This is a genomic window from Pigmentibacter ruber, assembly GCF_009792895.1.
Lineage (GTDB): Bacteria > Bdellovibrionota_B > Oligoflexia > Silvanigrellales > Silvanigrellaceae > Silvanigrella > Silvanigrella rubra.
The window spans coordinates 396,140-420,220 of sequence record NZ_WSSC01000003.1; the positions used below are offsets into that span (position 1 = coordinate 396,140).

The window sequence follows — 24,081 nt, forward strand, 5'->3', positions numbered from 1 at the left end:
TATATGTCTTTAGAAGATTTAAGTGTTGATAGAACTTTTATTATTGAATCTTTGATCAATTATAAAAATAATATTGTAAAAAAAAATTTTTTTGAATTATCAAATAATTTTTTAGAAAATGAAGAAAAAGTTGATGAAATAATTTCATTTGTGAAGAAAAACGATAATTGTTTCTACAGAGATTGTCTGAAAGGACATATTACTTCTTCAGCTTTAGTAGTTAATCACGATTTTACTAAGATCTTATTAACGTATCATGCAAAATTAAATAAGTGGTTGCAATTAGGTGGGCATTGTGATGGAGAAAGTATTGTTCATTATTCTGCGTTAAGAGAAGCAAAAGAAGAATCTGGATTAACATCAATAGATTTTGTGGATATTTTTAATTTTCCAAACAAATTAATTGATATGGGAATTCCCCAGTCATTTGATTTAGATATTCATTTTATTCCTGAAAGAAAAAATGAACCAAGTCATTTTCATTATGACATTCGTTTTTTATTAATTTCGTCAGATGAAAATATCACAATATCTGAAGAATCTTTAGATTTAAAATGGATACAAATAAATGAGGTAAATTTTTACACTCAAGAAGTAAGTTGTCTACGTCAAGTAGAAAAATTAAGGTATTTAATACAAAAGTTAATGAGGTAAATCAAGTTGAATGTGAAAGCTGTTGCAATAGATTTAGATGGTACTCTTTTAAATAAAAATCATGAAGTAACTAAGTTTTCAAAAAATATATTGCAACACCTAAGTAATTCTGGGATAAGAATAATATTAGCTAGTGCTAGACCAATAAAATCAGTTTTAAAAATTGCTAGTCAAATAGGTTTGCCTAATTCTCCAATGATAGCAGGAAATGGTGCAATTATAGCAAGTGGCATAAATAATATTATTTTTCGTGAATCTATTGATAAAGATGAATTAGTTAATTTGTATCAAACATTAAAGAACCATACAAAGTTTAACACACTTACTATGCACATATATTCAGATTTTGATTGGTATATTCCTTTTTTAACGAGCAAAGCTCAAGAGGAAATAGATATCATAGGATTTTCTCCTACTTTGATAGATGGAAAAGTTTTAGAACTAAAAAATTCAGTACAAAAAATTATGTTAGTAGGAAATCCAGATGTTTTAATAGAAATAAGAAAATACATAGAAAATAATTTGAAGAAAGTAAGTTGTGTATTTTCTAAATCTGACTCTTTAGAGATAAATGCATTAGGTGTTTCTAAGTTTTTAGGAGTTTCAACTTATGCACAATTATTTCAATTTTCACTTTCGGAATTTATTGCATTTGGTGATGGAGATAATGATGAGTTAATGCTTAAAAATTGCGGAATAGGAGTCGCGATGGCAAATGCATCTGAATTAGCAAAAAAAGGTGCCAAATTTATAACTGAAACTAATGACAAAGATGGGGTAGCAATTTTTTTAAAAAGCTATTTTAAATTATCCCAATACTGACATAATAAAGAAAAAGTATAATCTTCTTCTTTTTTGGCTTTTTTCTCGTCTATTAAAATATTTTTAATATATTCTCTATCCTCATTTTTACAAAATGTTTTGCTTCTTTCCATTACATAGGAATAATTGATTGGGACTTTTGTAGCTGATAAACAACCAAAAAGCAAAGTAGAAAAATAAAAAATAGGGATTACATATATATAATAATTATTTATTTTAGTTGTGTTTAATATTCTAAGTTTAGAAATTAATTTATTTGGTAGTAGAAAGTGATTTTCATAATTAGGATTTTCTTTTTGCTTTATTTTATTGATCATAAAAAATAATGGATAAAAACAAAATGGGAAAAGACTCCAAATTTTATGTGTAGATGGTGGAGTAATAGAAAAAACAAACAGGATAGTTGTTATTATAGGAATTGCAATTAATATAAAATTAAATTTATCTTCTGTTTTAAATTTAGCTTTATTTAGGATTATACTTTTCCAAACATTTTTATTTAAGTAAAATAATGCTGAAAATGCTATTATGAAAATTGTAATGATTATTGAAAAGATGAAAAATGGTATCAGAAAAGCTGAATTAAATAGATATTCTTTGTTAATATTTCTAGTGATTTCAGAGGCAGAAAAGGAAATGAATCTTATTAAAACGTGAAAGTAGGAAAAAATATTTTCGAAATTGAAAGTTATGCTATCTAAAAAATTTCCATTTAAATTCCAATTATTAACGGGTTTGCTTTTGTTTGAAAGTTTATCAACAAGATAGGGTAAAAGAAAAATAAATCCAGGTAAAACTGCAAGTGAGAAGACAGAAAATTTTGGAATTTTAATTATTTTTTTTAAAAACAGAATAATAAGAAGAACTGGATAAATTAAAAATTGTAAATTTAATTGAAGCATAAATAATATGGGAAAGTACAAAAGAAAATTTCCAATATTACTTTCTTTATTTTCGATTACTTTATAAATACCAAGAAAAAATAATGTTGTGAATAAAATCATAAAAGAAGGGTTCCAAGCATAGGAATATATTATGTTCATAGGATTAAGAACAATAAAGAAAAAAATAAATAGTTTGTTTATTTTATTAAATATTTTTGAATAAATTAAAGCTAGAATAATGCATGAAATTAAGTTGAGAATTTGAACAAAGCAGATAATTCCAAATGGATTGCCAAATGAAAAATATAATGGAAAAGCGGCTAATATACCTTGCAAACTACCTGGAAGAACTGAATCCACATAAACAACAGGAGATCCATGAACCGGAAGAATATTTTCACTGAATAGCTTAAAACCTAAATCGAAAATTCTTGCTTGATCTCTTATGTACCATGAATGGTAGCCGTACAAACATCTAATAATTAAAGATAATAAAACTATCAGAGTGAATAGGAAAAAAGTTTTTGAATAGCTGTTTTTTAAAAATTTAAGCATTTATTTAATTTACCTTTTTAAATCTTTCTAGTTAAGAAAAGTAATAAAATCCTTATTAATACTTTCCATCTGTTTATAAGTATCATTTATAGTTCAATAAATAACCAAACCTAAATTGAGTAATTAGCATATCAAGTACTTTTATAGGCATTTTTTTGACTATAGAAGTTCTCTGAAAAATTAAATACACAAATGATAGAAAAAAACTAGGAGAAATTTATGTCAATTGCAATAAATATCATTGCGGGAGTTAATGCAGCTTTTTCAACCATAGTAACATCAGGAAATGAAGCGCATGTGATAACCAAAAATGAAGAAAGAATTTTTCATATTCAAGACAAAGATATTTTAAAAAGAATGGTTGAACTTGAATTAGGTAAAAAACCTTTTGCCGCGTATTTACATGGACCAACTACTTTTGGAAATTTGTATACAAAAAATGAATGGAAAGAGGTGGAGACAAAACTCAAAGTAAAAAATGCTTCAATAACAAAATTTGAAAGTATACCTTATATTGTAGAAACTAAATATTTTTCAAATTTAAGTAAAATAAAAGCTCAATTTAATGCAAATATTTCAGCAAATGTTACTAATACAATTGAGTCTAACTGGAGTCATTCAAATACCATGTCTTTTGATCAAGCCTTTAACTACGGCATTCAATTTAATGGAGCTGGTTTAGGTGGAAACACAAATTTACATTATGAGCACTCTTGGGGAAAAGGAGGATCGAAAAGTGAGGCGTTTACGATAGGTTCTTCTGCTGGATTATTAGTAGAATTAGAACCAGGGGAAAGTGTAATAGCAGAATTGCTAGCAAGTAAAGGAACAATTCATGCTAAAATAGAATATGAATCATATTTAGAAGGCGATATTGCCACTAATTACTTTATTAAATTAAATGGAAGTCATAATTGGGCTATTCCAATTATGCACGCAATGAAAAATTATGGTCTTGAAAACTCTAAGAAAACAGAAGAAAAAGTTACAGTTGATTTTTATTCAAATTCAACTGTAATTTTAAGAGACTCTGCTGGAACTTTATTAAAGCAATATTTTTTGGATAGGCAAGGAAATATTTTATCTACTTTAGACTTCACTAAGAAAAGTAATACTTTTTAGGAAGATAAAGAATAACAAATTAAACAACAACAAAATTTAGAATTCTGTTTGCTACATAAATTGTTTTTTTAATTGTTTTTCCCTCTAAAGTAGCTTTGACATTTGCATTATTCATAGCTGCTTGTACAGCTTCATCTTGAGAAGCATTTAAGTTGATTAAAATTTCACCTCTATGTTTTCCGTTGATTTGAACTCCTATTTTCACTTCGTTATCAATTGTTAAAGCTTCATTGTAGGATGGCCAAATTGCTAAAGAAAGAAAGGGATATTCTTCACTGTTTGGCGATACTTTTTCTTCAAGAATACATTTATACCAAAGATCTTCAGCTAAATGAGGAGCGAATGGGCAAAGCAATTTTAAAAATTGACTTAATATTTCTTTATTTTTACATTGAGTATCAGCAACACTGTTTAAGAAAATCATCATTTGCGCAATTGATGTATTAAAACTTAAATTTTGTATATCTTCTGTCACTTTTTTAATTGTTTTGTGAAGGATTTTTTTATCTTCCAAACTTGCAGGTTCATCATTTAATAAACTTTTTCCATCATCACTTAAAAAGAACCTTTCAATTCGACTTAAGAAACGATGAATACCTGCTAAATTACTATCATCCCAATCTTTTGTTTGCGTTAATGGACCCATAAACATTTCGTAGACTCTAAGAGTGTCAGCTCCATACTGTTCTACAACTTCATCAGGATTTATTCCGTTGCCTTTAGATTTTGACATTTTAGCGCCATCACGACAAATCATACCTTGATGAACCAATTTTTGGAAAGGTTCATCTACTGGACAAACGCCAGCATCGTATAAAACTTTGGTCCAAAATCTAGAATATAATAAATGCCCAACAGCGTGTTCTTGACCGCCAATGTAAAGATCAACTGGCATCCAATATTTTAATTTTTCAAAATCACCAATTGAATTAGTATTATATGGGTCTATATATCTTAAAAAATACCAACTACTTCCGGCACTGCCGGGCATAGTGTCTGTTTCTATAAATTCAGTTTCACCTTTTGCATTTGTTCTTTGAACCCAACTTGTTATTGCGGATAATGGACTTTTTCCATCGCCTGTTGGTTCATAGCTACTGACTTCTGGCAAAGTGAGAGGTAGTTCATTATCATTAAGGGTTCTTATAATGTTTCCTTTAGAATCTTTTAATATGGGAATAGGTTCACCCCAGTATCTTTGTCTGCTAAAAATCCAATCTCTTAATTTATAAGTAATACTTTTCTCACCAATTTTGAGTTCAGTTAAATGGGAAGTTATTTTTTCTTTAGCCTCCTCAACGGACAAATTATTTAGAAAATCAGAATGAATAAGATGTCCGTCTCCAGTGTAGGCTTCACTATTTATATCTATTTTCAAGTTATCAGTTGTGATTACTTGGCGTATTTTTAAATTAAATTTTTTTGCAAATTCATGATCTCTAGCGTCGTGTGCTGGCACAGCCATTATCGCTCCACTGCCATAACCCATTAAGACATAATCACTAATCCAAATTTCAATAGGCTCATTTGTTACTGGATTTATTGCATATGAACCTGTGAAAACACCAGTTTTCTCTTTATTTAATTCTGTTCTATCAAGGTCACTTTTTCTTGACGAGGCTTCGCAGTACTCTGTTACTTTAATTTTTTGTGCTGGAGTAGTTAGTTTTTTTACTAAAGGATGTTCTGGCGCAATTACCATATACGTTGCGCCAAAAAGAGTATCTGGTCTGGTTGTAAAAACTTCAATTTTTTCTTCTGAAAAATCTTTAACAGCAAAAAATATTTTTGCTCCAACTGATTTTTTTATCCAATTGCGTTGAATTTCTTTTGTGGATTCTGGCCAGTCTAATTTGTCAAGATCAGCTAAAAGTCTTTCCGCATAGGAAGTAATTTTCAACATCCATTGTTTCATTGGGATGCGAAAAACAGGATGATTTCCTCTTTCACTTTTCCCATCAATAACTTCTTCATTTGCAAGAACGGTTTTTAAAGCTGGACACCAGTTAACAAAAACTTCTGCTTGATATGCCAAACCTTTTTTATGAAGTAGAGTAAAAATCCATTGTGTCCAATGGTAGAAATTTGGGTCACAAGTGGCAATTTCCTTTTCCCAGTCATACGAAAAACCAAGACTTTGCAATTGTTTTTTAAAGTTTTCTATAGAACGGTATGTTACTTTGGAGGGATGTTCTCCAGTGTCTATTGCGTGCTGCTCAGCAGGTAAACCAAAAGCATCCCACCCCATAGGGTGCAATACGTTGTACCCTTGCATGCGATAATATCGAGAAACAATGTCGGTAGCGGTGTATCCCATAGGATGCCCGACATGTAGGCCTGATGAACTAGGATAAGGAAACATGTCCAGTGCATAGAACTTAGGTTTGTTAAGATTTTCAGAAGTTTTAAATATTTTCTTATTTTTCCAATGCTGTTGCCAGAATGGTTCTAACTGCTTGTGTTGATAAGACATGAAATTCCTCAAATACAAAAGAAAAAGAGTATGCACCAAGAGACGGATTTCGGGGCAATTGAAACAGTTATATTACTAACAAAGAACAAATAAATGCGGAAGCATCATTTATGATTTGCATAGCTTTTTAAGCATCTTGAACAAAAAATTGTGACAACCAAACATTTTGTCACATGTTTGTCACAAAATGTTTACAATAACCTGTCGAAGAGCTAGAATCAGAAATGCTTTCTTACGCAGACAATTAAATTGATTAGGATTTAGCATGCGGTTATCAAAAGATAAACTAGATTCCCTATGCAAAATAAGGGATAAATCTGGTTCCCGTTTTTATGAATTTTCTACTTCATGGTGGGCTTTGTTTTTTTTCTTTATTTTAGTATTTGGTTGTGTACTATGGAACCAGTTGATACCATTTGAAAATTTAAAATTTGACCCCTATCCTTTTAATGGATTAAGAACAGTTTTAGCTTTGATGGGGGCAATTCAAACCCCATTGCTTCTTCTTTATAGTAGAAAATCTACAGATTATAGAAAACATTTACTTGAACAAGATTTTGAACTTGAAAAAAAAATATTTAAAAAAATAGAAATCATGGAACGTGAAATGCGGAATAATCACAATGAATACATTCATGAATTAAAATATTTTTCAAAATTTAATAAAAAAATGAATAGAAAAAGAAATACTATGAAAATAAATCAAGTTACTGAAAAGCAAGATTTTATTTCCTTAGAGCAAACTCAACGAGATTCATTGCAAGCAAAGAAAACTGAGAAGAATGAAAATATGACAGCTTAATATTTAATGAGTCGTATTTGCTACTTTAATATCACTATGTTTTGTATCTTTTAAGGCAAAATATTTAGCTATACAAATTAAAAGTAAACTGAAAATAAATTGGCTAATAAGATCGAAATAAATAGATTCATTTTGACTTTTAAAGTATGCAAAAACCCCTATAGAGCTTAAATGAGTTGGTAAAAAGATATGATATATGAAATTAAATTTAAATGATTTTTTCGCTAAATCAATAATTAAATTTCCTATAAAAAATACATAGAAAATTATTATAGTATATTTTAACGCTAAAGTACCGCACCAAAGAAGCATAATATTAGAAAAATAAAAGCTTAGAAAAGAAATTAAGTTATAATTTTTTACTTTAAAATTACTTGAAAAATTATGAGATGATCTTGCAAAAATAACATATATTGGGACATATGCCATAGTAAGTATGATAAGAGCGCAAAGAATAGCAATCATATTTTGCCATCCAGAAACCAATGATATAAAAACAAGTCCAATAATTAAATTTATAATATTTGCAATATAAGGTGAGCCATACCTATTTTTAGCTGAGATAAAGAAAGGAAGAAATCTGTTTTCTGCAATATTTCCTAGAACTCTTGAAGCTGAAATTTTATAGCTTAAACCTGTTCCAAAAGGAGATACAATTGCATCTGCATATAATAAAATACTTATAGAAGCAAAGCCAAAAATAGCAAGTAGTCCTGCTATAGGGCCAGCATCTCCAGCAAATTTTATATTAGCCCATCCATTTGCAATATATTCATTAGGTAAAGAAAGATTAAAAGAGATTTGAATTAAAACATATACAAAACAGGCAATTAAAATTGAACCAAAGACTGCGAAAGGAACATTTTTTTGTGGATTATCGGTTTCATTAGCTAGAAAAATAGCTGTTTGAAAACCAATAAATGAAAATGCAATACCACAAGCAGAAATAGCGCTTAGCATTCCAGAAATACCGCTACTGAACATATCTGTAGATAAATTTTTGATTGCATTAGTTGGATTATGAAAGATAACAAAGATAAAAATACAAGCAACAAAAATTGGAATAAAAACTTTAAAAACTGTTATAACTTTATTGAATTTTCCCACTGTATTTATTGCAAAAATATTTATGAAAAAAAGAAGGATCATTAAAAAAAATGATAATGCATATCCCTGTGGGGTTAATGTAAATGTACTATCATTTGTTTTTATCCAAGAAAAATAATTTGATGCATATTGCACAGTGGCTTGCACTTCAATAGGAGGTATCAAAGCAGTCCAAATCCAAGTTATTAAGCTTACTAGAATTTTTCCGCTTTTTCCAAATGAAAGTTCTGAAGCATCGGATAGTGAATTAAAATTCTTATTAAGGATAACTTCAGCATAGCTCAGAGCAATTATCCCGCACATAATACCTCCAAGAATCCAGGATAAAATGCCTGAGTTTCCTGCTGCTTTTGCAGTATAAAATGCGCCATACAACCAGCCTGAACCTATAATAGATCCAAGCGATAAGAATAATAAATTCACTCTTGTAACTTTATTCATATTTTTATTCCTATTGCAAAATATATAATGGGAATTTTAATGGAAAATCTTATTTAATTTTGATAATTAAAACTAAAATTTAAAACCGTTCTCCTTTCTCAAAAATCATTTTGAGCAATTAAGATAAGTTATAAAAATTATAAAATCAACAAAATTTAATTCACTAAAAAATTTGTAAATTTACTGTTACCTAGATGTTAATTAAAAAAGATGACCAAAAAATAAGAAACATTGGTAACAGTCTGAAATTATAATTATTTGTTATTGTTTATGACATTTGAAAATTTTTCCTAGTTATAGCAAACAAAAAATTCGATACATTAAGCAAATTTTTATCTAGTAATACGGAGAGGTATAAAAAATTTTTAATAAACTAGGATCTTCTTTTAAAAAGTTATTGGTAAAGAAAAATTCACGTATCAAAGGGTTATGGGAACACTTTGACGATAATCCAGAATTTAAATTGTTATTTAACAATATGAGTGAAGGAATAGTAGTTCAGGATGAGAACGGAGTTATAATCCAAAATAATCCTGCAGCATTAGATATTCTAGGTTTAACAGCTGATCAACTCTATGGCAGAAATTCATTAGATCCTAATTGGAAAGCAATAAAAGAAGATGGTTCTCCATTTCCTGGAGAAGAACACCCAGCAATGGTTTCTTTAAGAACTGAAAAATCAGTGCTCAATGTCATTATGGGACTAAAGTTACCTATAGGAACATTACGATGGATTAAAATTAATGCCATAACAATTAAAAATTTTGGGAAAAAAAGAGTTCTATCTGCATTTACTGATATCACAAGTCAATATAAAATGAACAAAGAATTAGATTTTATTTCACAAAATTTAAAAAATCTTTTTTTTATAAATAATTCACAAGAAAAAACAGATAAAAAAGAAATTATCTTTCAAAATACAGAAATTTTTAATTTTCTTAGTGATAATTTTATTTTATATGTTACAGACAAGAATGGAATTATTGTAAATGTTAATAATAATTTTATTAAAATATCTGGATTTTTAAAAGATGAATTAGTTGGAAATAATTTTGCTAAAATGAATTCTAACATGCACGATAAAGAATTTTTTAACCAATTATGGTCTACGATTTTAGCAGGAAAGACCTGGAAAGGGCAAATTAATAATGCTAGGAAAGATAAAACAATTTTTGTTTTAGAAGTAAGTATTTTTCCTTTGAAAAATTTAAAAGGTGAAATAACAAATTTTTTAGCACTAAGTACAGATGTTACCTACCAAGCTCTCAATACAATTCGGCTTATTGAAGCGCAAAAAACTGCAAAAATAGGTTCTTGGGAATTTAATCTAGAAAATTTTACACAAATTTGGTCTGAAGAACATTATAAAATTTTTGAAATTTCACCAAATCAAAGTCCTGAAAAATTATATGAAATGTATAGAAGTAAAATTCATCCTGAAGATTTAAAACAACTTGATATTTATATAAATAAAGCGATTAAAGAAGGTGCAGGATTTGTTTTTAATCATAGAGTTTTATTTGAAGGTGGTAGAAGAGTTAAGTATGTGCAAGGAATTGCAAAAGTAATAAAAGATCAAAATAATCATGCAAAATTTTTAATAGGTACTTGTCAAGATAGGACAGAATACGTCAGACTCCAAGACGAAAATAAACTATTACTTAAAATGTTGAAAATTGGGATTTGGAAATATAATATTACGGAAAATAAATTTTATTGGGATAATTTAATGTACGATCTTTATGAAATAAATCATGATGAATTTGATGGTAGTTTTAAAAAGTGGTTAAGTTTTGTAAAATATGATAAAAATTTAGTTGAAGAAAATTTCAAGAAAAATTTATTAAGTGATTTAGAATATTCATCTAGTTTTGAAATAAATTTGAAATTTTCTATTAGAAAATATATTGGGAATCGGGCTGTAAAAATTAAAGAAGAATTTTCTGAAAATTCTATTTTATATGGTATCAGTTGGGATGATACAGGAGGTGCTTCAAGAGAATTAGAACTTTTAAAACAAAAAGATTTTATTGAGAAAGTATTATATAATATTCCTTGCATGGTATTTGTAAAGGATTTTCAAGATAATTTAAAATTTAAAGTTTTTAATAAAGCTGGTGAAATGTTGTTAGGCTTACCAAGTAACGAGTTTATTGGAAAGACTGATTATGATTTGTTCTCTAAAGAACAAGCAGATTTCTTTACAAACAAAGATAAGCAAGTATTTATCGATAAAAATGTATTAGAAATTCCTAAAGAAGAAATTAATACAAAATTTGGAAAAAGATGGCTTAGAACATTTAAAGTCCCTACTTTCGACAAATACGGAAATCCAAATTTACTTATAGGACTTTCTTTAGATATTACTAAAGAACTTATTCAGCAAGAAAATTTAAAAAAATTAATTGATGAAAACATAGCAATTTTAAGAAGTACAAATTTAGCTATAATAACCACTGATATGGAAGGTATTATATTAAGATATAATGAAGAAGCTAAAAGAATTTTACAGTATGAAAATGAAGAAGTACTGAATAAATTTAATGTCATTAATTTTTTTGTTCCGAGTGAAATTAGTAATTTAGCGAGTGAGCATGCAGCAACAAATAAAGATTGTTTAGATAATAGTTTTACAATAATTACTTGTGAGGCAAAAAAAGAAATTTTTGAAGAAAGAAAATGGAATTTTGTTAGAAAAAATGGCAGTAAAGTTTTAGTGAGTTTAAATTTATCTCCCCTAAAAAATAGTGACAATATTATTTATGGATACATGGTAATTGCAAAAGATATGACAGAACAAATTTTAATGCAAAGAAAATTAGATGAGGAAAGATCTAAAGCAATCCATAATTCTAAACTTATATCTTTAGGAGAACTTTCAGCAGGGATAATGCATGAAATAAACAATCCATTATCAATTATTTCATCAAGTATGCAAATTTTGAAGAAAAGTAAGGATAATCCTGAGCAATTTGAGCAAAGATGTTTACAAATTGATAAATCTGTTCAAAGAATATTAAAAATAGTCACAGGACTAAAAAGATTTTCCCGTTCTACAGTTAATGATTTACAAGAGCTAATTTATATTTCGGAAGTAATTAATGAAGTTATAATAATTATGAACGCAAAAATGAAGGATAATTCTATTGATTTAAGAATAAATGTAGTATCTGAAGGAAAAATAAAAGGAGATTTTGTTGAATTAGAACAGGTATTGATTAATTTATTAAGCAATTCAGCTGATGCAATTAGAAACATGAGTGAAAGATGGATTACAATTAATTTATTTAATGATGATGATGAGAATGAAGTTGTTCTGCAAATTATAGATTCTGGACTTGGTATTTCAGACGAAATTAAAGAAAAAATATTTAATCCTTTTTTTACGACTAAAGAAAAAGGTGAAGGAACTGGTCTTGGTTTATCAATATCTAAATCAATTATAGAAAGACATAAAGGTTGTCTTTTGATAAATACAAAATTTAAAAACACTTGCTTTGAAATACGTATCCCCAAAGCTGTTTATAATGAGTGATAAATTATTAATTGTCTTTTTCAAAATGAGCATAAATAATTGCACCAGAAGCAGCAAAACTAAAAGCCATTAAAGTTCCAAAAATAGGAATATAGCACCAAATACCTAGCCCAACACAAAGACCCCAATGTTTTATCCCAAATAAAATTCTTTTTTTCAAAGGGAGGTTTAGTAATAATAATGTTCTATCAATATTATTCCATCCTAAATACCAAATCGCGAAGAAGAAAACAACTGGAGCAAAAAATTGAACGAAAAAAGAAACAATAAATAGGGAAAAAATAATTACTGCTTTTGTAATTTCTGAGATGATGCTATCAATAAAGTCCATAAATGTTTGTTTTGGGACTTTTTTTCGAGCAAATTTTTCGTAGGCATTTTGAGCTATTAAATCATAAATGGGACTCGCAACAGCATTTACAAAAGATGTTCCAAATACTCCGTAGAGTAAAATTCCTAATATCCAAACAAATATTTCGATAAAAGTTGTATTAAATAATGGGCTGAAAAAACTACCTTGCCACTTTTCAGCAAGTGAGTGAAACAAAGGAATCAGCCATTTTGCTAAAATAATATTTCTTACAATCCAAAAGTAGATTACTACATTAACCAAATGAGGAGCGACGCCTAAAAAAAGCATTGCTTTATTATGTTTAAAAAATTTGACAGAATAAATAGGGGACTTGAATCCCAATAGTAGTTGTTTAAATACTGCGATAGACATTCTACCCTCCTTGTTGCGGTAGAATAATGTTATAAACGGAGACTCTCAATGGCCTCTTCAACTGAGTTAAAAAATAAAGCTTCAATCCATAAAATTACGCCTAAAAATGTAACAGGGGATAGAGAATATCTGAAAGAGTATGTCCATGTTTTACTATTAGGTATTACATTTTGTGCTTTTATTTCTATAATAACTTACAATCCATCAGATCCTAGTTCATTCAATATTAGTTCACATTCTATTCAATATTCTCATACAGCTTCAAATACTTTTGGTCTAATTGGGGCTTCAATAGCTGATTGGAGTTTTCAGGTTTTTGGACTTGGTTCTATTGTTTTTTCAATGGTGTTTATCATCCAATTGCTAAATACTTTTCGCAGACCAAGACAAAAAAGTAGATTTGCTTTAAGAGTTTTAGGTTATCCTCAGTTAATTCTTTGTTATCTTAGTATTATGTCAATTATATTACCATCCTTACATTTTCGCGGTGTTGAAATATATTCAGGTGGTATATTAGGGCACTTGATTTCAAGTTTTTTTCTGGCTTACATTGGAAAATCTGGGAGTATTATAGCTTTAACATTTTTGGGAACTGCAAGTTTAACATTAGCTTTAGGAATTAGGCCATTAACAACTTTATCATATTTATTTTCATTATTTCCCTCAAAAACAACAAAAAAAATAGGTAATGCTTTCCTTGAGGGGCAAAATGAAAAAGATATTACTAATGGATACACAACTGAAAACGAAACAATTCAAAGTCAGACAAAAGTTACAGTATTAAAAACAAAGGTACCTGATAATCAGCCAACTATAGGTGAAGAACAACAAAATACTTTCTTTCAATCAGATATTACATTTGCTAATATTTCACCAAATACTTCTTTTATGATAAATAAAAAAGATTTTGATCAATTGTTGACAAAATTGGATTATCATAAATCTTCTAATCAAAAGAAACAACCTGAAGTTGAAGCGCAAAAATTAAGATCCGAAGCAAGGCTTATAGAAGAAAAATTAGCTACTTTTGGAGTTAAAGGCTCAGTAATTAAAAGTCAAAATGGACCTGTGATTAATTTACATGAATTTGAACCAGCATCTGGAATTAAAGTAAATAAAGTTCTTGCTCTGCAAGATGATTTAACATTGGCACTGAAAGCTCAAAGTGTTTTAATTGGTTTACAACCAGGAAAAAGTTCTTTAGGAATTGAGTTACCCGCGTCTATCCGTGAAACAGTTTCTTTAAAAGAAATAATGGAATCACCATTGTTTCAAAATCCGAATATTCCTTTGCCTGTAGCTTTAGGTAAAAATGTTGATGGCTCGCTTCTTATTTCTGATTTATCTTCAATGCCACATCTTTTAGTAGCTGGTTCAACTGGTTCAGGAAAAAGTGTATGCATTAATGTAATGCTTTTAAGTTTAATGATTAGCAAAACACCAAGACAACTTCGATTATTATTAGTTGATCCAAAAATGCTTGAATTATCCATTTATGATGGAATTGGGCATTTACTTATGCCTGTTGTTACTGAACCTGATAAAGCGGCTGGAGCTTTAAAATGGGCGATAGAAGAAATGGACAGGCGTTATAGGTTGATGAAAAATTATCAAGTTAGAAATATTTTAGCTTATAATAATGCTGTTACTAATGGTGAAATAAAACAAACTGATCCAAAACAACCAAAACTAGATTTACTTCCATATATTGTTGTTGTTGTTGATGAATTAAGTGATCTTATGATGACTTCACCAAAAGATGTAGAGGATAGTATCCAACGTTTAGCTCAAAAAGCAAGAGCTGCAGGAATTCATTTAATACTTGCAACGCAAAGACCAAGTGTAGATGTATTAACTGGCGTTATTAAAGCAAATTTGCCTTGCCGTTTAAGTTTTCAAGTCGCATCAAGGCATGATAGTCGCACAATTATTGAAAATATTGGTGCTGAACGGCTCTTAGGTAAAGGTGACATGCTTTTCTTACCGCCTGGAATTAGTAAAGTTGTTCGTGCTCAATGTGCATTTGTTGCTGATAAAGAAATAAATGCTCTTTCTAATGAACTTAAGAAGCTATATCCTCCAATTTATGAGACAAATGTTATCCAAGATATTGAAAGAGTTTCTAAGGATCTCGTAAGACAAAAATCTGACAAACTAAGCGAAATTGGTACACTCACAAGTTTTAATGAAAATGAGACGATGGACGAGAATACATTGTATGAAAAGGCTGTAGAATTTGCCCGCGAAGCTGGAAATGTGAGTACATCAAGTATTCAGCGAGAATTCCGAATAGGCTATAATCGAGCAGCACGTATAATGGATAGAATGATATTAGAAGGAATTGTTGGTCAGGCAGAAGCTACAGGAAAACCTCGGCCGGTAATTAAGAGATTTTGATCATTGCACTATAAGGAATGTGGAACATGAGCATAAACCAAGCCGCATACCCTAACGATAAAAATGCACTTGGTGTTTCATATGAAACGGCAGCGTTAATTGGAAAACGTCTCCGTCAAGCAAGAGAAGTTAAAAGATTATCTCCATCACAAGTTTCAGCACGTGTTAAAATTAGAGATCGTTATATTGAGGCTATTGAGATTGGAGATTGGGATGTTCTTCCTCCAGGATTAAATGGACGCGGTCTTATTCGTTTATATGCCAGGGAATTAAATGTAGCTATTCCTGAATTTGAAACATTTCATCATTTACAAACAGTTATGGTAGAACGTCAATCAGAAAGTTTAATGCAAGCCTCATCAAAAAAATCAAAATATCATCCTGCTGCTGAAGAATCAGCAGAAATTATACGTTCTATTTCACGGAGTGATTTTCAAAAAGGGATTCATTTAGATCCAGATAATTCTGCACATGTCTCGCAAGTTTCTACAGAAGAGCAACATACTTCAACCAAGGTGTATTCTAGAAGTGCTGGAAATTTTAATACAAATAGATCTATCCACACAAATAATACGAATATTGTAACCCCTAATATTTATGACGTTCTTGGGATCCAGCTAGAAAATAAAGCTGTAGCTGGAAATAGTGTTGAAAAACCTCAGACTTCTAGTGCTCAACCAGAAATAAAAGCTAATGTTAATTATCAAACTTTGCCAACAGCCGAACCAGTAAAAATTGAAAAAGTCATTCCAAAAAATCTTCAAAAAGTTGAAGAAATTGTTGAAGAATCAATGGTTAGTGAATCTATTCATCTAGAAATTCAGAAAGAAAGTACTTTTGTAGCGAAAGATGCTTATAATGGTGTAAATAATTCAATACAACAAGAAGAAATTGTTAGAAAAAAAACTTTTGATTTTAATCCTCTACAAATTCTAGTCATATTATCGTTTATTGTTATCTTTATTTTTCTTAGTTTATTTCTTTATTCTCGCAATAATAGCCAAGTGAAAGTGACTAATTTATCAGCTAAGCAAATTGAAAATGAAGTTGGAGATTCAGAGCCATTGCCAAATTCTATAGTTGAATCTAGTGTTCCAGTTATTAAAGATTCAGAAAAAGTAACAAAAGTTCAAGCTCAAACTAAAACTTCTCCTGAAGATGATTCTAGTAAAACCCCTTCTGCTAGCAATTCATCTTCATCTGCCACTGTTTCAGAAAAAAATAAAGTAGCCTTAGATATTGAAAGAATAGCAAAACTAAATATAGCTGGAAAAGTTAATTTAGTCGTAGAAGCTGATGGGCAACAGATTTTTTCAGGGGTTCATTCTGCAGGAGTTTTAGATATCCCTTTTAAAACTAAAGCAGAGATAGTGATATCCGATTCGTCTAAAGTAAGCTTAATTTATGAAGGTATAAATCATGGTGTCATGGGATATGCAGGTAGAAAAAGAAAAATTCTACTAAATGCGAAGCCCTATGTTGAATAGATAACTCCTCCTTGCTTTCTATAAGATGGAATTGTTATAACCCACTCCTATGTTAAGGGAGAGGGCAATGGGTAAAGTTTCAAGTAAAAGTAAATATATTGAAGAACTGGCTTCCAAAATTTTACAACATAAAAAATTATATTATTTGGGAAAAAGTGTAATATCTGATTCTGAATTTGATGCACTAGAAAATGAATTAAAAGAACTAGCCCCTGACCATCCTGTATTATCTTTTGTTGGATACCAATTTGATGACTTAACAAATAAAGTTTCCCATGATATACCTATGCTTTCTTTGGCTAAAACATATTCAGTAGAGGATCTATACGAATTTTTGCAAAAAAATAGCTGTATAGCGATGGATAAAATAGATGGAATGGCGTTGTCATTAGAATATGATTTCTCAGGTAAATTATATAGAGCCTCAACAAGAGGTAACGGTAAGGCTGGAGAAAATGTAACAGAGCATATTTGTCATGTCACTAATATTCCAAAAATATTAAATATTTCTAGTAAAAAAGAAGAATTAAAATTTGAGATTCGGGGTGAAGTCTATTTTCCACTTTCAGAATTTAAAAATTTTAATGATAGATTTGATAGTTTTCGCAATGCAGTTCCTGGAACACTTGGAAGAAAAGAAGTGGAAGAAGCTCTTGAGGTTTTAAGGGTTTTGCGTTTTTGTGTTTATGACGTTTTGGTTTTTAAAGATAATAATCCTTTAAATGCAAAGGAATTTTTTTCTTTTATCAAAAAAAATAATAACTATTTAGATAAAATAAAATATAGTCAAGAATTAGGATTTATTGATAATACAAATTTGCTTGAAAAAATAGATCATGTCAGGAATATAGATGAATTAAAAGATTTTATAGAAGCTTGGTATAAAAGAAATAGAGATTATCAAATTGATGGAATTGTATTCAGATATAATGACGAAATATTATGGGAAAATTTTGGAAATACAGCCCATCATCCTAGAGGAAGTATTGCTTTTAAACAGGCAGGAGAAACAGCTGAAACAGAAATTCTAGCCATTGAAGAAAATGTTGGGCGGAGTGGAAAAATTACTTTTCGAGCAAAATTAAAAACAGTTGAATTATCTGGCGCTAAAATATCATATGCAACTCTTCATAATGCGGAATTTATAGAGGAAGGAAACTATGCAGTAGGTTCAAAAGTTGAAATTATTAGGAGTGGCGAAGTTATCCCTGCTATTATTCGTTTGATAGAGCCTGCTCAAAAATCATTTAAGTTACCTGAATTTTGTAAATGTGGCTTTAAATTAACTAGACAAGGCCCTGATTTAATGTGCTTAGATAACCCAGTTTGTAATTATAAAGATCAGGAAAGTCTTGTATATTTTGTATCTTCATTAGATATTATGGGAGTGTCCGATAAAATTGTTTTAAAAATTAGAGACGCAGGATTGGTGCAAGAACCTGCTGATTTTTATAAATTAACTGAAGAAGATTTGTTACAAATTGAAGGATTTGCAAAAAAATCATCTGAAAACGTTATTAAATCAATACAAAATACAAGAAAAATTCCTTTAGCAAAATTTTTAACTGCTTTAGGATTAAAACGTGGTGGCGCTGTGAAATGCCAAGAAGTTGCGAGAAAGTTTGAAACTTTGGAGAATGTTTTAAAAATTGATGCTAGCGATTTAAAAGTTGAGAAAGGCTGGGCAGATAAATCTGCTGAAGATTTTGTTGCTTCATTAAAAAATAAACGAAATATTATTCGTAATTTATTGAATTATGTTGAAGTATTAGATGATGAATCAAATAAAAAAATAAGTAAACAAAATTCTCATCCCTATTTTGGGAAAAATATTTGTATAACGGGAAGTTTATCAAGGCCAAGAGAAGAATATAAATTTATGCTTGAAAATGTGGGAGCAAAATTAGTTTCTTCAGTCAGCTCAAAAACAGACCTTTTGGTATGTAATGAAAGCTCAGGTTCTAATAAATATAAAGATGCAGTAAAATTTGGGATCAAGATTATTACTGAGGAAGAATTTTCAAGAAATTTTAATTGAATTAATTTTAAATCTAGTTATTAAAATATTATAATTTTTTATTAAATCATATATTGAAATAAGTATAACAAATGCTGAATTTATATAAAGTAATCCATATAAAGAAAATAAACTTGTTTTGTTACTATTAGTATATAGTTGATTATAATCTGAAAATATTAATCCTATATTTTTAAATATAGTTAATGATATATCATATAAGTAAATTAAATTTAAAGAAAATAAGTTGTTTTCAGGTAAAATTAAGAGTAAGAAAGTTAAAGGGGTTATTAAGAAACAAATAATAGGTGTTGCAACTAAGTTTGCTAGACAAGATGAAAAAATATTGCAGTTTGAGAAAGGTGATAATAAAATACCAATAATGAAAGATGTTAAAACAGTATTTGTAACGTAACTAAATAAATTGTTAAAATTTAATAAGTTATTCATTCTGATTATAATTTTCAGACATAAAACGCCAAAAAAAGAAAGGATAAATGATAAATTTATTAAAAGATTTCCAAAAATAAATGAAAAAAATATTAATAAAATGCAATTTTTAAACGTTGTAAAGAGGATGTTTGGAAAAATTGGAAAAATTATTGCATAAAATAATGATGTTAAGTTTATTTTACTTACATAGTTAATTGAAATAACTCTAACTAGAGCACCAGAAAAGCCAAAAATTGATGAAATAAAAAATGATATTATGATAGATAAATAAATTTTTATTTTATTAATTAAAATCATTATTTTTAAAGGATTTGTATTCTTTTTTTTTAAAAAATATATAATATATTTTATTCCATTCACTATAATATTAGTAGTTGGAGTAATTTGACTGCCAGAAATAGCTAATAAATGAATTAATCCTGAATATTCAAATATAAGTCTATCCTGAAAAGTAATTTTCCGAATATTTGCCAAAAAATTTAGAGCCAAATCTTTTTCTTTCATATTTTCTGCTATAGAAACTGATTTGCTTTTAAAAATATTTGATAAGTCTAGAAAATTTTTAAAATATTCTCCATAATTAAAAAACTCATGAATGAAAAAAATAATACAAAAGGTTAATAAATAACAGGCTATAGAATTAAAAAATGCTTGTATAAATATTGTAAATTTCTGCATTAGACTCCTTTCTAATCTTGTAAATTAATCTATATCTTGTTTTCTTTAGTTTTAGTTATTTAAATAAAAAGTGGGCAAAATTGTACTTAAAAGTTTGCAATAAAGATAAAGCTTGACCTCCCGCGATATTTAAAAAACGTTATCATATCATGGCTATAGATTGATTTGGTTTGACATATTACTCCTTGACGTTTTCCGTTTTTTTTGTAAGAAATATTAGGTAGGTCGCCATAGCTCAGTTGTATAGAGCACTTCTTTCCTAAAGAAGGGGTCGCAGGTTAGAGTCCTGCTGGTGACGCCATTTTTTAGATTTTATGCCTTTCTTGTAACTCTTAAGGGTTCATTTCATTTAAGTTTTAATAAAGACCTTGAAATTAAAATTATATTTCAGTTATAATTTGTTTAAAAAAAGTAAATTCTAGCCAAAATATATTATTAAATTTATTATATTTCTGCCTCTAGCTTTAATTATATTAAATTAAAAGGGATTAAATTTGATGAAACTTTTAAATTTAAATGTTAAATCACTCTTTTTTTATTTATATTTCTTTTATATATTAAATAAAATTCTAATTAAATTAGAAAAATAAAATAAAATCTATTTATAATACATATAATATCCCATATTACTAGATTGATTTAAGTATTCTTTTCTAGATCTTCTGGTTCAGTGCTTTCATCAAATATTTCATTACATTTTCGACAAAAATACTTAATTTTTTTTGGTTTGGCTGTTATACCAAATGTGACTAAAAACCAACCAAAGCTTGAATACTCAGCCTTAGGAGTAATCATATGGTGATAACGGTCAAATCCATCAGAACATGTCTTTAATTTATTTTGAATTGTATTTAGATTTAGTTTTGGATCAGTCATAAAAAGCACCTCGTAAACATTATCCATCAATATGGAACCAATACCTTTTAATTTTCGTAAGTTCCAGAGTTTTGAAAAGATATCTTATCTAAAACATTTTTATTGAATTTAAAATTACTTATAAAATATTTAAAAATGGATTATTTTATAATATAATGAAAAAAAATAAAATTATCATCAAAAATTTGACACTTTATTGTTATCTTTAGCTTCTGTAGACTCCAATAGCCTTTTCATTTTTTAAAAAATAGGAGTATTTATGTTCGATCTGCCTCCACAAGTCCATGTTGTTGCTCCAAATGCTACTGAAATGGTTGAAATTAGCAGAAGTAAGTTTGTTGTTCCTTTCTCAGATGCCTTCAGAACCGTTTTACAAGTAAATAATCAAACAGGTTATAAAGTTTTTATCCATACAACAATTGAGGATCCAAACCATTGGAATGGTGGGGCAAGGCCAGACTACAATTTTGGTGGAGTTACTATTGGTGGTTCAAATTATTTGAAGCGCAATGAAGATATGAACGCTATGGTTTCTAATGCAAAATTTAAAATGCATTTAAAATTTACTGCTAGTAGTGGTGATGAAGAATTTGGGATGAATGTAGATCAATCTGATGTTTTTAAAATGGATTATGTAGATAAATATTATCCAACATTTCCTTTAGGCACTATGGATATCACTGGTTACTATCAAGTCGAACAAAAAGTGCTAGGAAATGCAAATATTTTTACAATAACTCACAATCAATAATGCACTATACCGCTTTATTTTGCTGAATTTTATTTACTTTAATTAAATTTTCAGACTCTAGAGAGCGGTTCTTTGCAATTTCAATTTGGCAATCACTTGCCTGAACAGGTAATTTTATATTTTGCACCAGTTTTAATTTATTTAAAAGAGAAATCATAATCCAAGTTTGGTCAAACTGCCACCATCTCCATCCATGTCTAGCAGCTCTTGGTTGTGCGTGGTGATTATTATGCCAACCTTCTCCAAAGGCTAGAATTCCAACCCACCAGTTATTTCTTGAGGCATCGTTCGTGTTATTTGGTCTAGAACCCCACTTGTGGGTTGCAGAATTTACAAACCAAGTAACATGATAGCCAGCAACAAGACGGACAAAGATTCCCCAGACTATGAAAGACACAGCATTAAACCAGTCAAACATAGCAGAAGAATAAGTACTAAGAAATCCACCTAAAATAAATAGCAAGATTCCTACTGCAAACTGAATTGGAATCATATAATTTTCAAGAAATTGATAATATTTATTTTTGGCAACGTCAGGACAGTAGTGTGAAACTTCAACTATGTCATTTAAATCTGCTCTACGGTTAAAAATAAATCCAATATGCGAATGCCAGAAACCTTTATTCATATCATGCGGATCTTCAGCTTTATCAGAATAAGCGTGATGTACGCGGTGTTGTCCCACCCAAGAAATTGGACCACCTTGGCAGGAAAGAGTTCCACAAAACGCAGCAAAGTATTCAAGTGGTTTGTAAGCTTGAAATCCTTTATGGGCTATTAGTCTGTGGAATCCGAAAGTGATACCCACCATTCCTGTTAAATAATGGAAAACAAGGAAAACAGCAAAAGCTTGCCATGTAAAAAAATACCAGCATAAGCTTAGAGCTATAAAATGTACTGCTGAAATCCAAATAAAATTTCGCCAGTTGAATTTAACAATTTTTGCAGATTCTCTTAATTTCATAATAACCCCAAGGTCTTAAGTAAAATTCAAATCTCTTATACTTAGGATCTTATCGTACTGTGAATACGACTAACGTAAAAGAAATGTAAAGAATGTAAGTAATTGAAAATAATGATTTATAATAAGTAATTTAATACGATTTTGCTTATAAGTTTCTGTTTTTAGTTGAAGTATATGAAATTATTTATATAAAAGTATCAATAAAAATTGATACTTACAAGACAACTACTTTACGAACTTTTCAATTGAAACAATGTCGTAGATTGCTTCATGAGGTTTTCGCAAATAGATATTTCCTTTAATATTTGCGGGTATGATTCTTCTGTCATCATCATGAATGACAAATAATTTATCTTTTGCTACAAAAGTTATTCCTTCTGCTTTGTGTAAAAATTTTAATGGCTGATTTTCTTTTGAAAGCAAAATTACAGGATCAATATTTTTTTCTATATATTCAAGAGGAAGATTCCATAAATATGCTCCAACTTTTTCTTGTTCTTCAAAACTTGTAAGAATTAAAATAGAATTGTGAAAAGTATCCCAAGCTAATGAGGAAATTCCAATATCTTCATTCACATATCTTTTAGTATTTTTAAAAGAATATATTAATTTAAAATCATCTTTAATAAATAATCTTGAATTTTTTTCTTCTTCAATTGAAACTGATATTAAATTAACAACATAATCAAATTTTTTGTAAGATTCTCCTTCTTCTCTAATTCCAAAAATTAATTTATTATTTGGTATAACCACAAGACCTTCAATTTTAAAATACGGTTTTTTAATTACTTTTTCCAAATAATTTCTAATTTTCCTTGAATACTTATTTCCGCTTTTAACTTGTAAAAAATCTACTATATTAGAATTATTTGCATTCCAATAGAGGATAGAATTGTGTTCGAGACTTTCATCATTGCGATCAAAACTTGTAGTGGCTAAAATGTACTTATTATCTATAGTTTGTGCGAAGTCTTCAAACTTTTTGACTAGAAAAATATTTGGATGAGTAATGAAATTAATACTATTTTTATCAGTGAAATTTCCATTTTTGTATTCTAACGAAAATATGGATGATATTTGTTTTCCATTAATACTTTTATCATTAGCAAAGAATAGTGAATTATTATTATAAGCTATAGCTGATGGCTCACATGAAGCTGCTACAATTTCAATTTTACTTTTTTCATAAATTTTAGTTTTTGTATTTGAAGGAAAACAACTAATTACTCCTGTATCAATAATAGAATATCTTAGATTTATGTCTATAGCAAAAAGATTTAAATTATGAAAAACAAAAAAAATTGAGAAAATTATTAATTTCACTTTAATTCCTACAAGT

General features: G+C 28.7%; 17 protein-coding genes and 1 tRNA gene. 10 read left to right on the forward strand and 8 right to left on the reverse strand.

The features are described 5' to 3' along the window. Nucleotides 1–3 precede the first annotated feature (3 nt). The gene (locus tag GOY08_RS10780) at nt 4–654 is read left to right on the forward strand and encodes an NUDIX hydrolase (RefSeq protein WP_158998914.1); all 651 of its coding nucleotides are present in this window, start codon (nt 4–6) and stop codon (nt 652–654) included. 12 nt (nt 655–666) lie between these two features. After that, nucleotides 667–1,476, forward strand: coding sequence for a Cof-type HAD-IIB family hydrolase (locus GOY08_RS10785; RefSeq protein ID WP_235899674.1), 810 nt, complete (start codon nt 667–669; stop codon nt 1,474–1,476). Here the strand turns inward: GOY08_RS10785 and GOY08_RS10790 are convergent. Continuing rightward, nucleotides 1,452–2,915 (reverse strand): hypothetical protein, encoded by a 1,464-nt coding sequence (locus GOY08_RS10790; protein WP_158998916.1) that lies wholly within the window; start codon nt 2,913–2,915, stop codon nt 1,452–1,454. The genes GOY08_RS10785 and GOY08_RS10790 overlap by 25 nt on opposite strands. Nucleotides 2,916–3,134: 219 nt before the next feature. Between GOY08_RS10790 and GOY08_RS10795 the strand changes: the two genes are divergently transcribed. Further along, complete coding sequence (locus tag GOY08_RS10795) at nt 3,135–4,037, forward strand: follicular epithelium yolk protein subunit (protein ID WP_158998917.1); 903 nt, start codon at nt 3,135–3,137, stop codon at nt 4,035–4,037. A 19-nt stretch (nt 4,038–4,056) separates the two neighbouring features. Here the strand turns inward: GOY08_RS10795 and leuS are convergent, their stop codons facing one another. Next, entirely contained in the window at nt 4,057–6,510 is a 2,454-nt protein-coding gene (gene leuS, locus GOY08_RS10800) for a leucine--tRNA ligase (protein WP_158998918.1), read from the reverse strand. Nucleotides 6,511–6,775: 265 nt separating this feature from the next. Between leuS and GOY08_RS10805 the strand changes: the two genes are divergently transcribed. Beyond that, nucleotides 6,776–7,312, forward strand: a complete 537-nt coding sequence (locus tag GOY08_RS10805; protein WP_158998919.1) for a DUF1003 domain-containing protein — start codon at nt 6,776–6,778, stop codon at nt 7,310–7,312. A 3-nt stretch (nt 7,313–7,315) separates the two neighbouring features. On the opposite strand, the gene GOY08_RS10810 is transcribed toward GOY08_RS10805, so the two are convergent. Continuing rightward, complete coding sequence (locus tag GOY08_RS10810; RefSeq protein ID WP_158998920.1) at nt 7,316–8,860, reverse strand: APC family permease; 1,545 nt, start codon at nt 8,858–8,860, stop codon at nt 7,316–7,318. A gap of 397 nt (nt 8,861–9,257) precedes the next feature. Here GOY08_RS10810 and GOY08_RS10815 point away from each other — a divergent pair, with 397 nt between their 5' ends. Next, on the forward strand, nt 9,258–12,395 hold the full coding sequence (locus tag GOY08_RS10815) for a PAS domain S-box protein (protein ID WP_158998921.1): 3,138 nt from the start codon (nt 9,258–9,260) through the stop codon (nt 12,393–12,395). Between the two features lie 7 nt (nt 12,396–12,402). Here GOY08_RS10815 and GOY08_RS10820 read toward each other — a convergent pair whose 3' ends face one another. Then, nucleotides 12,403–13,119: an EI24 domain-containing protein gene (locus GOY08_RS10820; protein WP_158998922.1), complete on the reverse strand. Its 717-nt coding sequence runs from the start codon at nt 13,117–13,119 to the stop codon at nt 12,403–12,405. Nucleotides 13,120–13,167: 48 nt separating this feature from the next. Between GOY08_RS10820 and GOY08_RS10825 the strand changes: the two genes are divergently transcribed. The 3 genes from GOY08_RS10825 to ligA all read left to right on the forward strand — a co-directional run bounded on the left by GOY08_RS10825 (nt 13,168) and on the right by ligA (nt 19,041). Continuing rightward, nucleotides 13,168–15,516, forward strand: a complete 2,349-nt coding sequence (locus GOY08_RS10825; protein ID WP_158998923.1) for a DNA translocase FtsK — start codon at nt 13,168–13,170, stop codon at nt 15,514–15,516. A 26-nt stretch (nt 15,517–15,542) separates the two neighbouring features. Then, a complete protein-coding gene (locus GOY08_RS10830) occupies nt 15,543–17,003 on the forward strand; it encodes a helix-turn-helix domain-containing protein (RefSeq protein WP_158998924.1) in 1,461 nt (486 codons plus the stop codon). 67 nt (nt 17,004–17,070) lie between these two features. Beyond that, a complete protein-coding gene (gene ligA, locus GOY08_RS10835; RefSeq protein WP_158998925.1) occupies nt 17,071–19,041 on the forward strand; it encodes an NAD-dependent DNA ligase LigA in 1,971 nt (656 codons plus the stop codon). Here ligA and GOY08_RS10840 read toward each other — a convergent pair. Further along, nucleotides 19,024–20,151: an MBL fold metallo-hydrolase gene (locus GOY08_RS10840; RefSeq protein ID WP_158998926.1), complete on the reverse strand. Its 1,128-nt coding sequence runs from the start codon at nt 20,149–20,151 to the stop codon at nt 19,024–19,026. The genes ligA and GOY08_RS10840 overlap by 18 nt on opposite strands. A gap of 224 nt (nt 20,152–20,375) precedes the next feature. Between GOY08_RS10840 and GOY08_RS10845 the strand changes: the two genes are divergently transcribed. Continuing rightward, nucleotides 20,376–20,452, forward strand: a tRNA-Arg gene (locus tag GOY08_RS10845). A 338-nt stretch (nt 20,453–20,790) separates the two neighbouring features. On the opposite strand, the gene GOY08_RS10850 is transcribed toward GOY08_RS10845, so the two are convergent. Then, nucleotides 20,791–21,027 (reverse strand): hypothetical protein, encoded by a 237-nt coding sequence (locus GOY08_RS10850; protein ID WP_158998927.1) that lies wholly within the window; start codon nt 21,025–21,027, stop codon nt 20,791–20,793. Nucleotides 21,028–21,286: 259 nt separating this feature from the next. On the opposite strand from GOY08_RS10850, the gene GOY08_RS10855 reads away from it, so the two are divergent. Further along, a complete protein-coding gene (locus GOY08_RS10855) occupies nt 21,287–21,778 on the forward strand; it encodes a hypothetical protein (RefSeq protein WP_158998928.1) in 492 nt (163 codons plus the stop codon). A gap of 4 nt (nt 21,779–21,782) precedes the next feature. Here the strand turns inward: GOY08_RS10855 and GOY08_RS10860 are convergent, their stop codons facing one another. Further along, on the reverse strand, nt 21,783–22,742 hold the full coding sequence (locus GOY08_RS10860; RefSeq protein ID WP_158998929.1) for an acyl-CoA desaturase: 960 nt from the start codon (nt 22,740–22,742) through the stop codon (nt 21,783–21,785). Nucleotides 22,743–22,967: 225 nt separating this feature from the next. Then, complete coding sequence (locus GOY08_RS10865; RefSeq protein WP_158998930.1) at nt 22,968–24,065, reverse strand: hypothetical protein; 1,098 nt, start codon at nt 24,063–24,065, stop codon at nt 22,968–22,970. Nucleotides 24,066–24,081 lie beyond the last annotated feature (16 nt).

Coding starts and splice junctions, on each gene's coding strand:
- GOY08_RS10855 (WP_158998928.1), top strand. CDS start 21,287: ATGTTCGATCTGCCTCCACAAGTCCATGTTGTTGCTCCAAATGCTACT.
- leuS (WP_158998918.1), bottom strand. CDS start 6,510: ATGTCTTATCAACACAAGCAGTTAGAACCATTCTGGCAACAGCATTGG.
- GOY08_RS10810 (WP_158998920.1), bottom strand. CDS start 8,860: ATGAATAAAGTTACAAGAGTGAATTTATTATTCTTATCGCTTGGATCT.
- GOY08_RS10780 (WP_158998914.1), top strand. CDS start 4: ATGTCTTTAGAAGATTTAAGTGTTGATAGAACTTTTATTATTGAATCT.
- GOY08_RS10830 (WP_158998924.1), top strand. CDS start 15,543: ATGAGCATAAACCAAGCCGCATACCCTAACGATAAAAATGCACTTGGT.
- GOY08_RS10850 (WP_158998927.1), bottom strand. CDS start 21,027: ATGACTGATCCAAAACTAAATCTAAATACAATTCAAAATAAATTAAAG.
- GOY08_RS10825 (WP_158998923.1), top strand. CDS start 13,168: ATGGCCTCTTCAACTGAGTTAAAAAATAAAGCTTCAATCCATAAAATT.
- GOY08_RS10795 (WP_158998917.1), top strand. CDS start 3,135: ATGTCAATTGCAATAAATATCATTGCGGGAGTTAATGCAGCTTTTTCA.
- GOY08_RS10840 (WP_158998926.1), bottom strand. CDS start 20,151: ATGCAGAAATTTACAATATTTATACAAGCATTTTTTAATTCTATAGCC.
- ligA (WP_158998925.1), top strand. CDS start 17,071: ATGGGTAAAGTTTCAAGTAAAAGTAAATATATTGAAGAACTGGCTTCC.
- GOY08_RS10820 (WP_158998922.1), bottom strand. CDS start 13,119: ATGTCTATCGCAGTATTTAAACAACTACTATTGGGATTCAAGTCCCCT.
- GOY08_RS10805 (WP_158998919.1), top strand. CDS start 6,776: ATGCGGTTATCAAAAGATAAACTAGATTCCCTATGCAAAATAAGGGAT.
- GOY08_RS10790 (WP_158998916.1), bottom strand. CDS start 2,915: ATGCTTAAATTTTTAAAAAACAGCTATTCAAAAACTTTTTTCCTATTC.
- GOY08_RS10860 (WP_158998929.1), bottom strand. CDS start 22,742: ATGAAATTAAGAGAATCTGCAAAAATTGTTAAATTCAACTGGCGAAAT.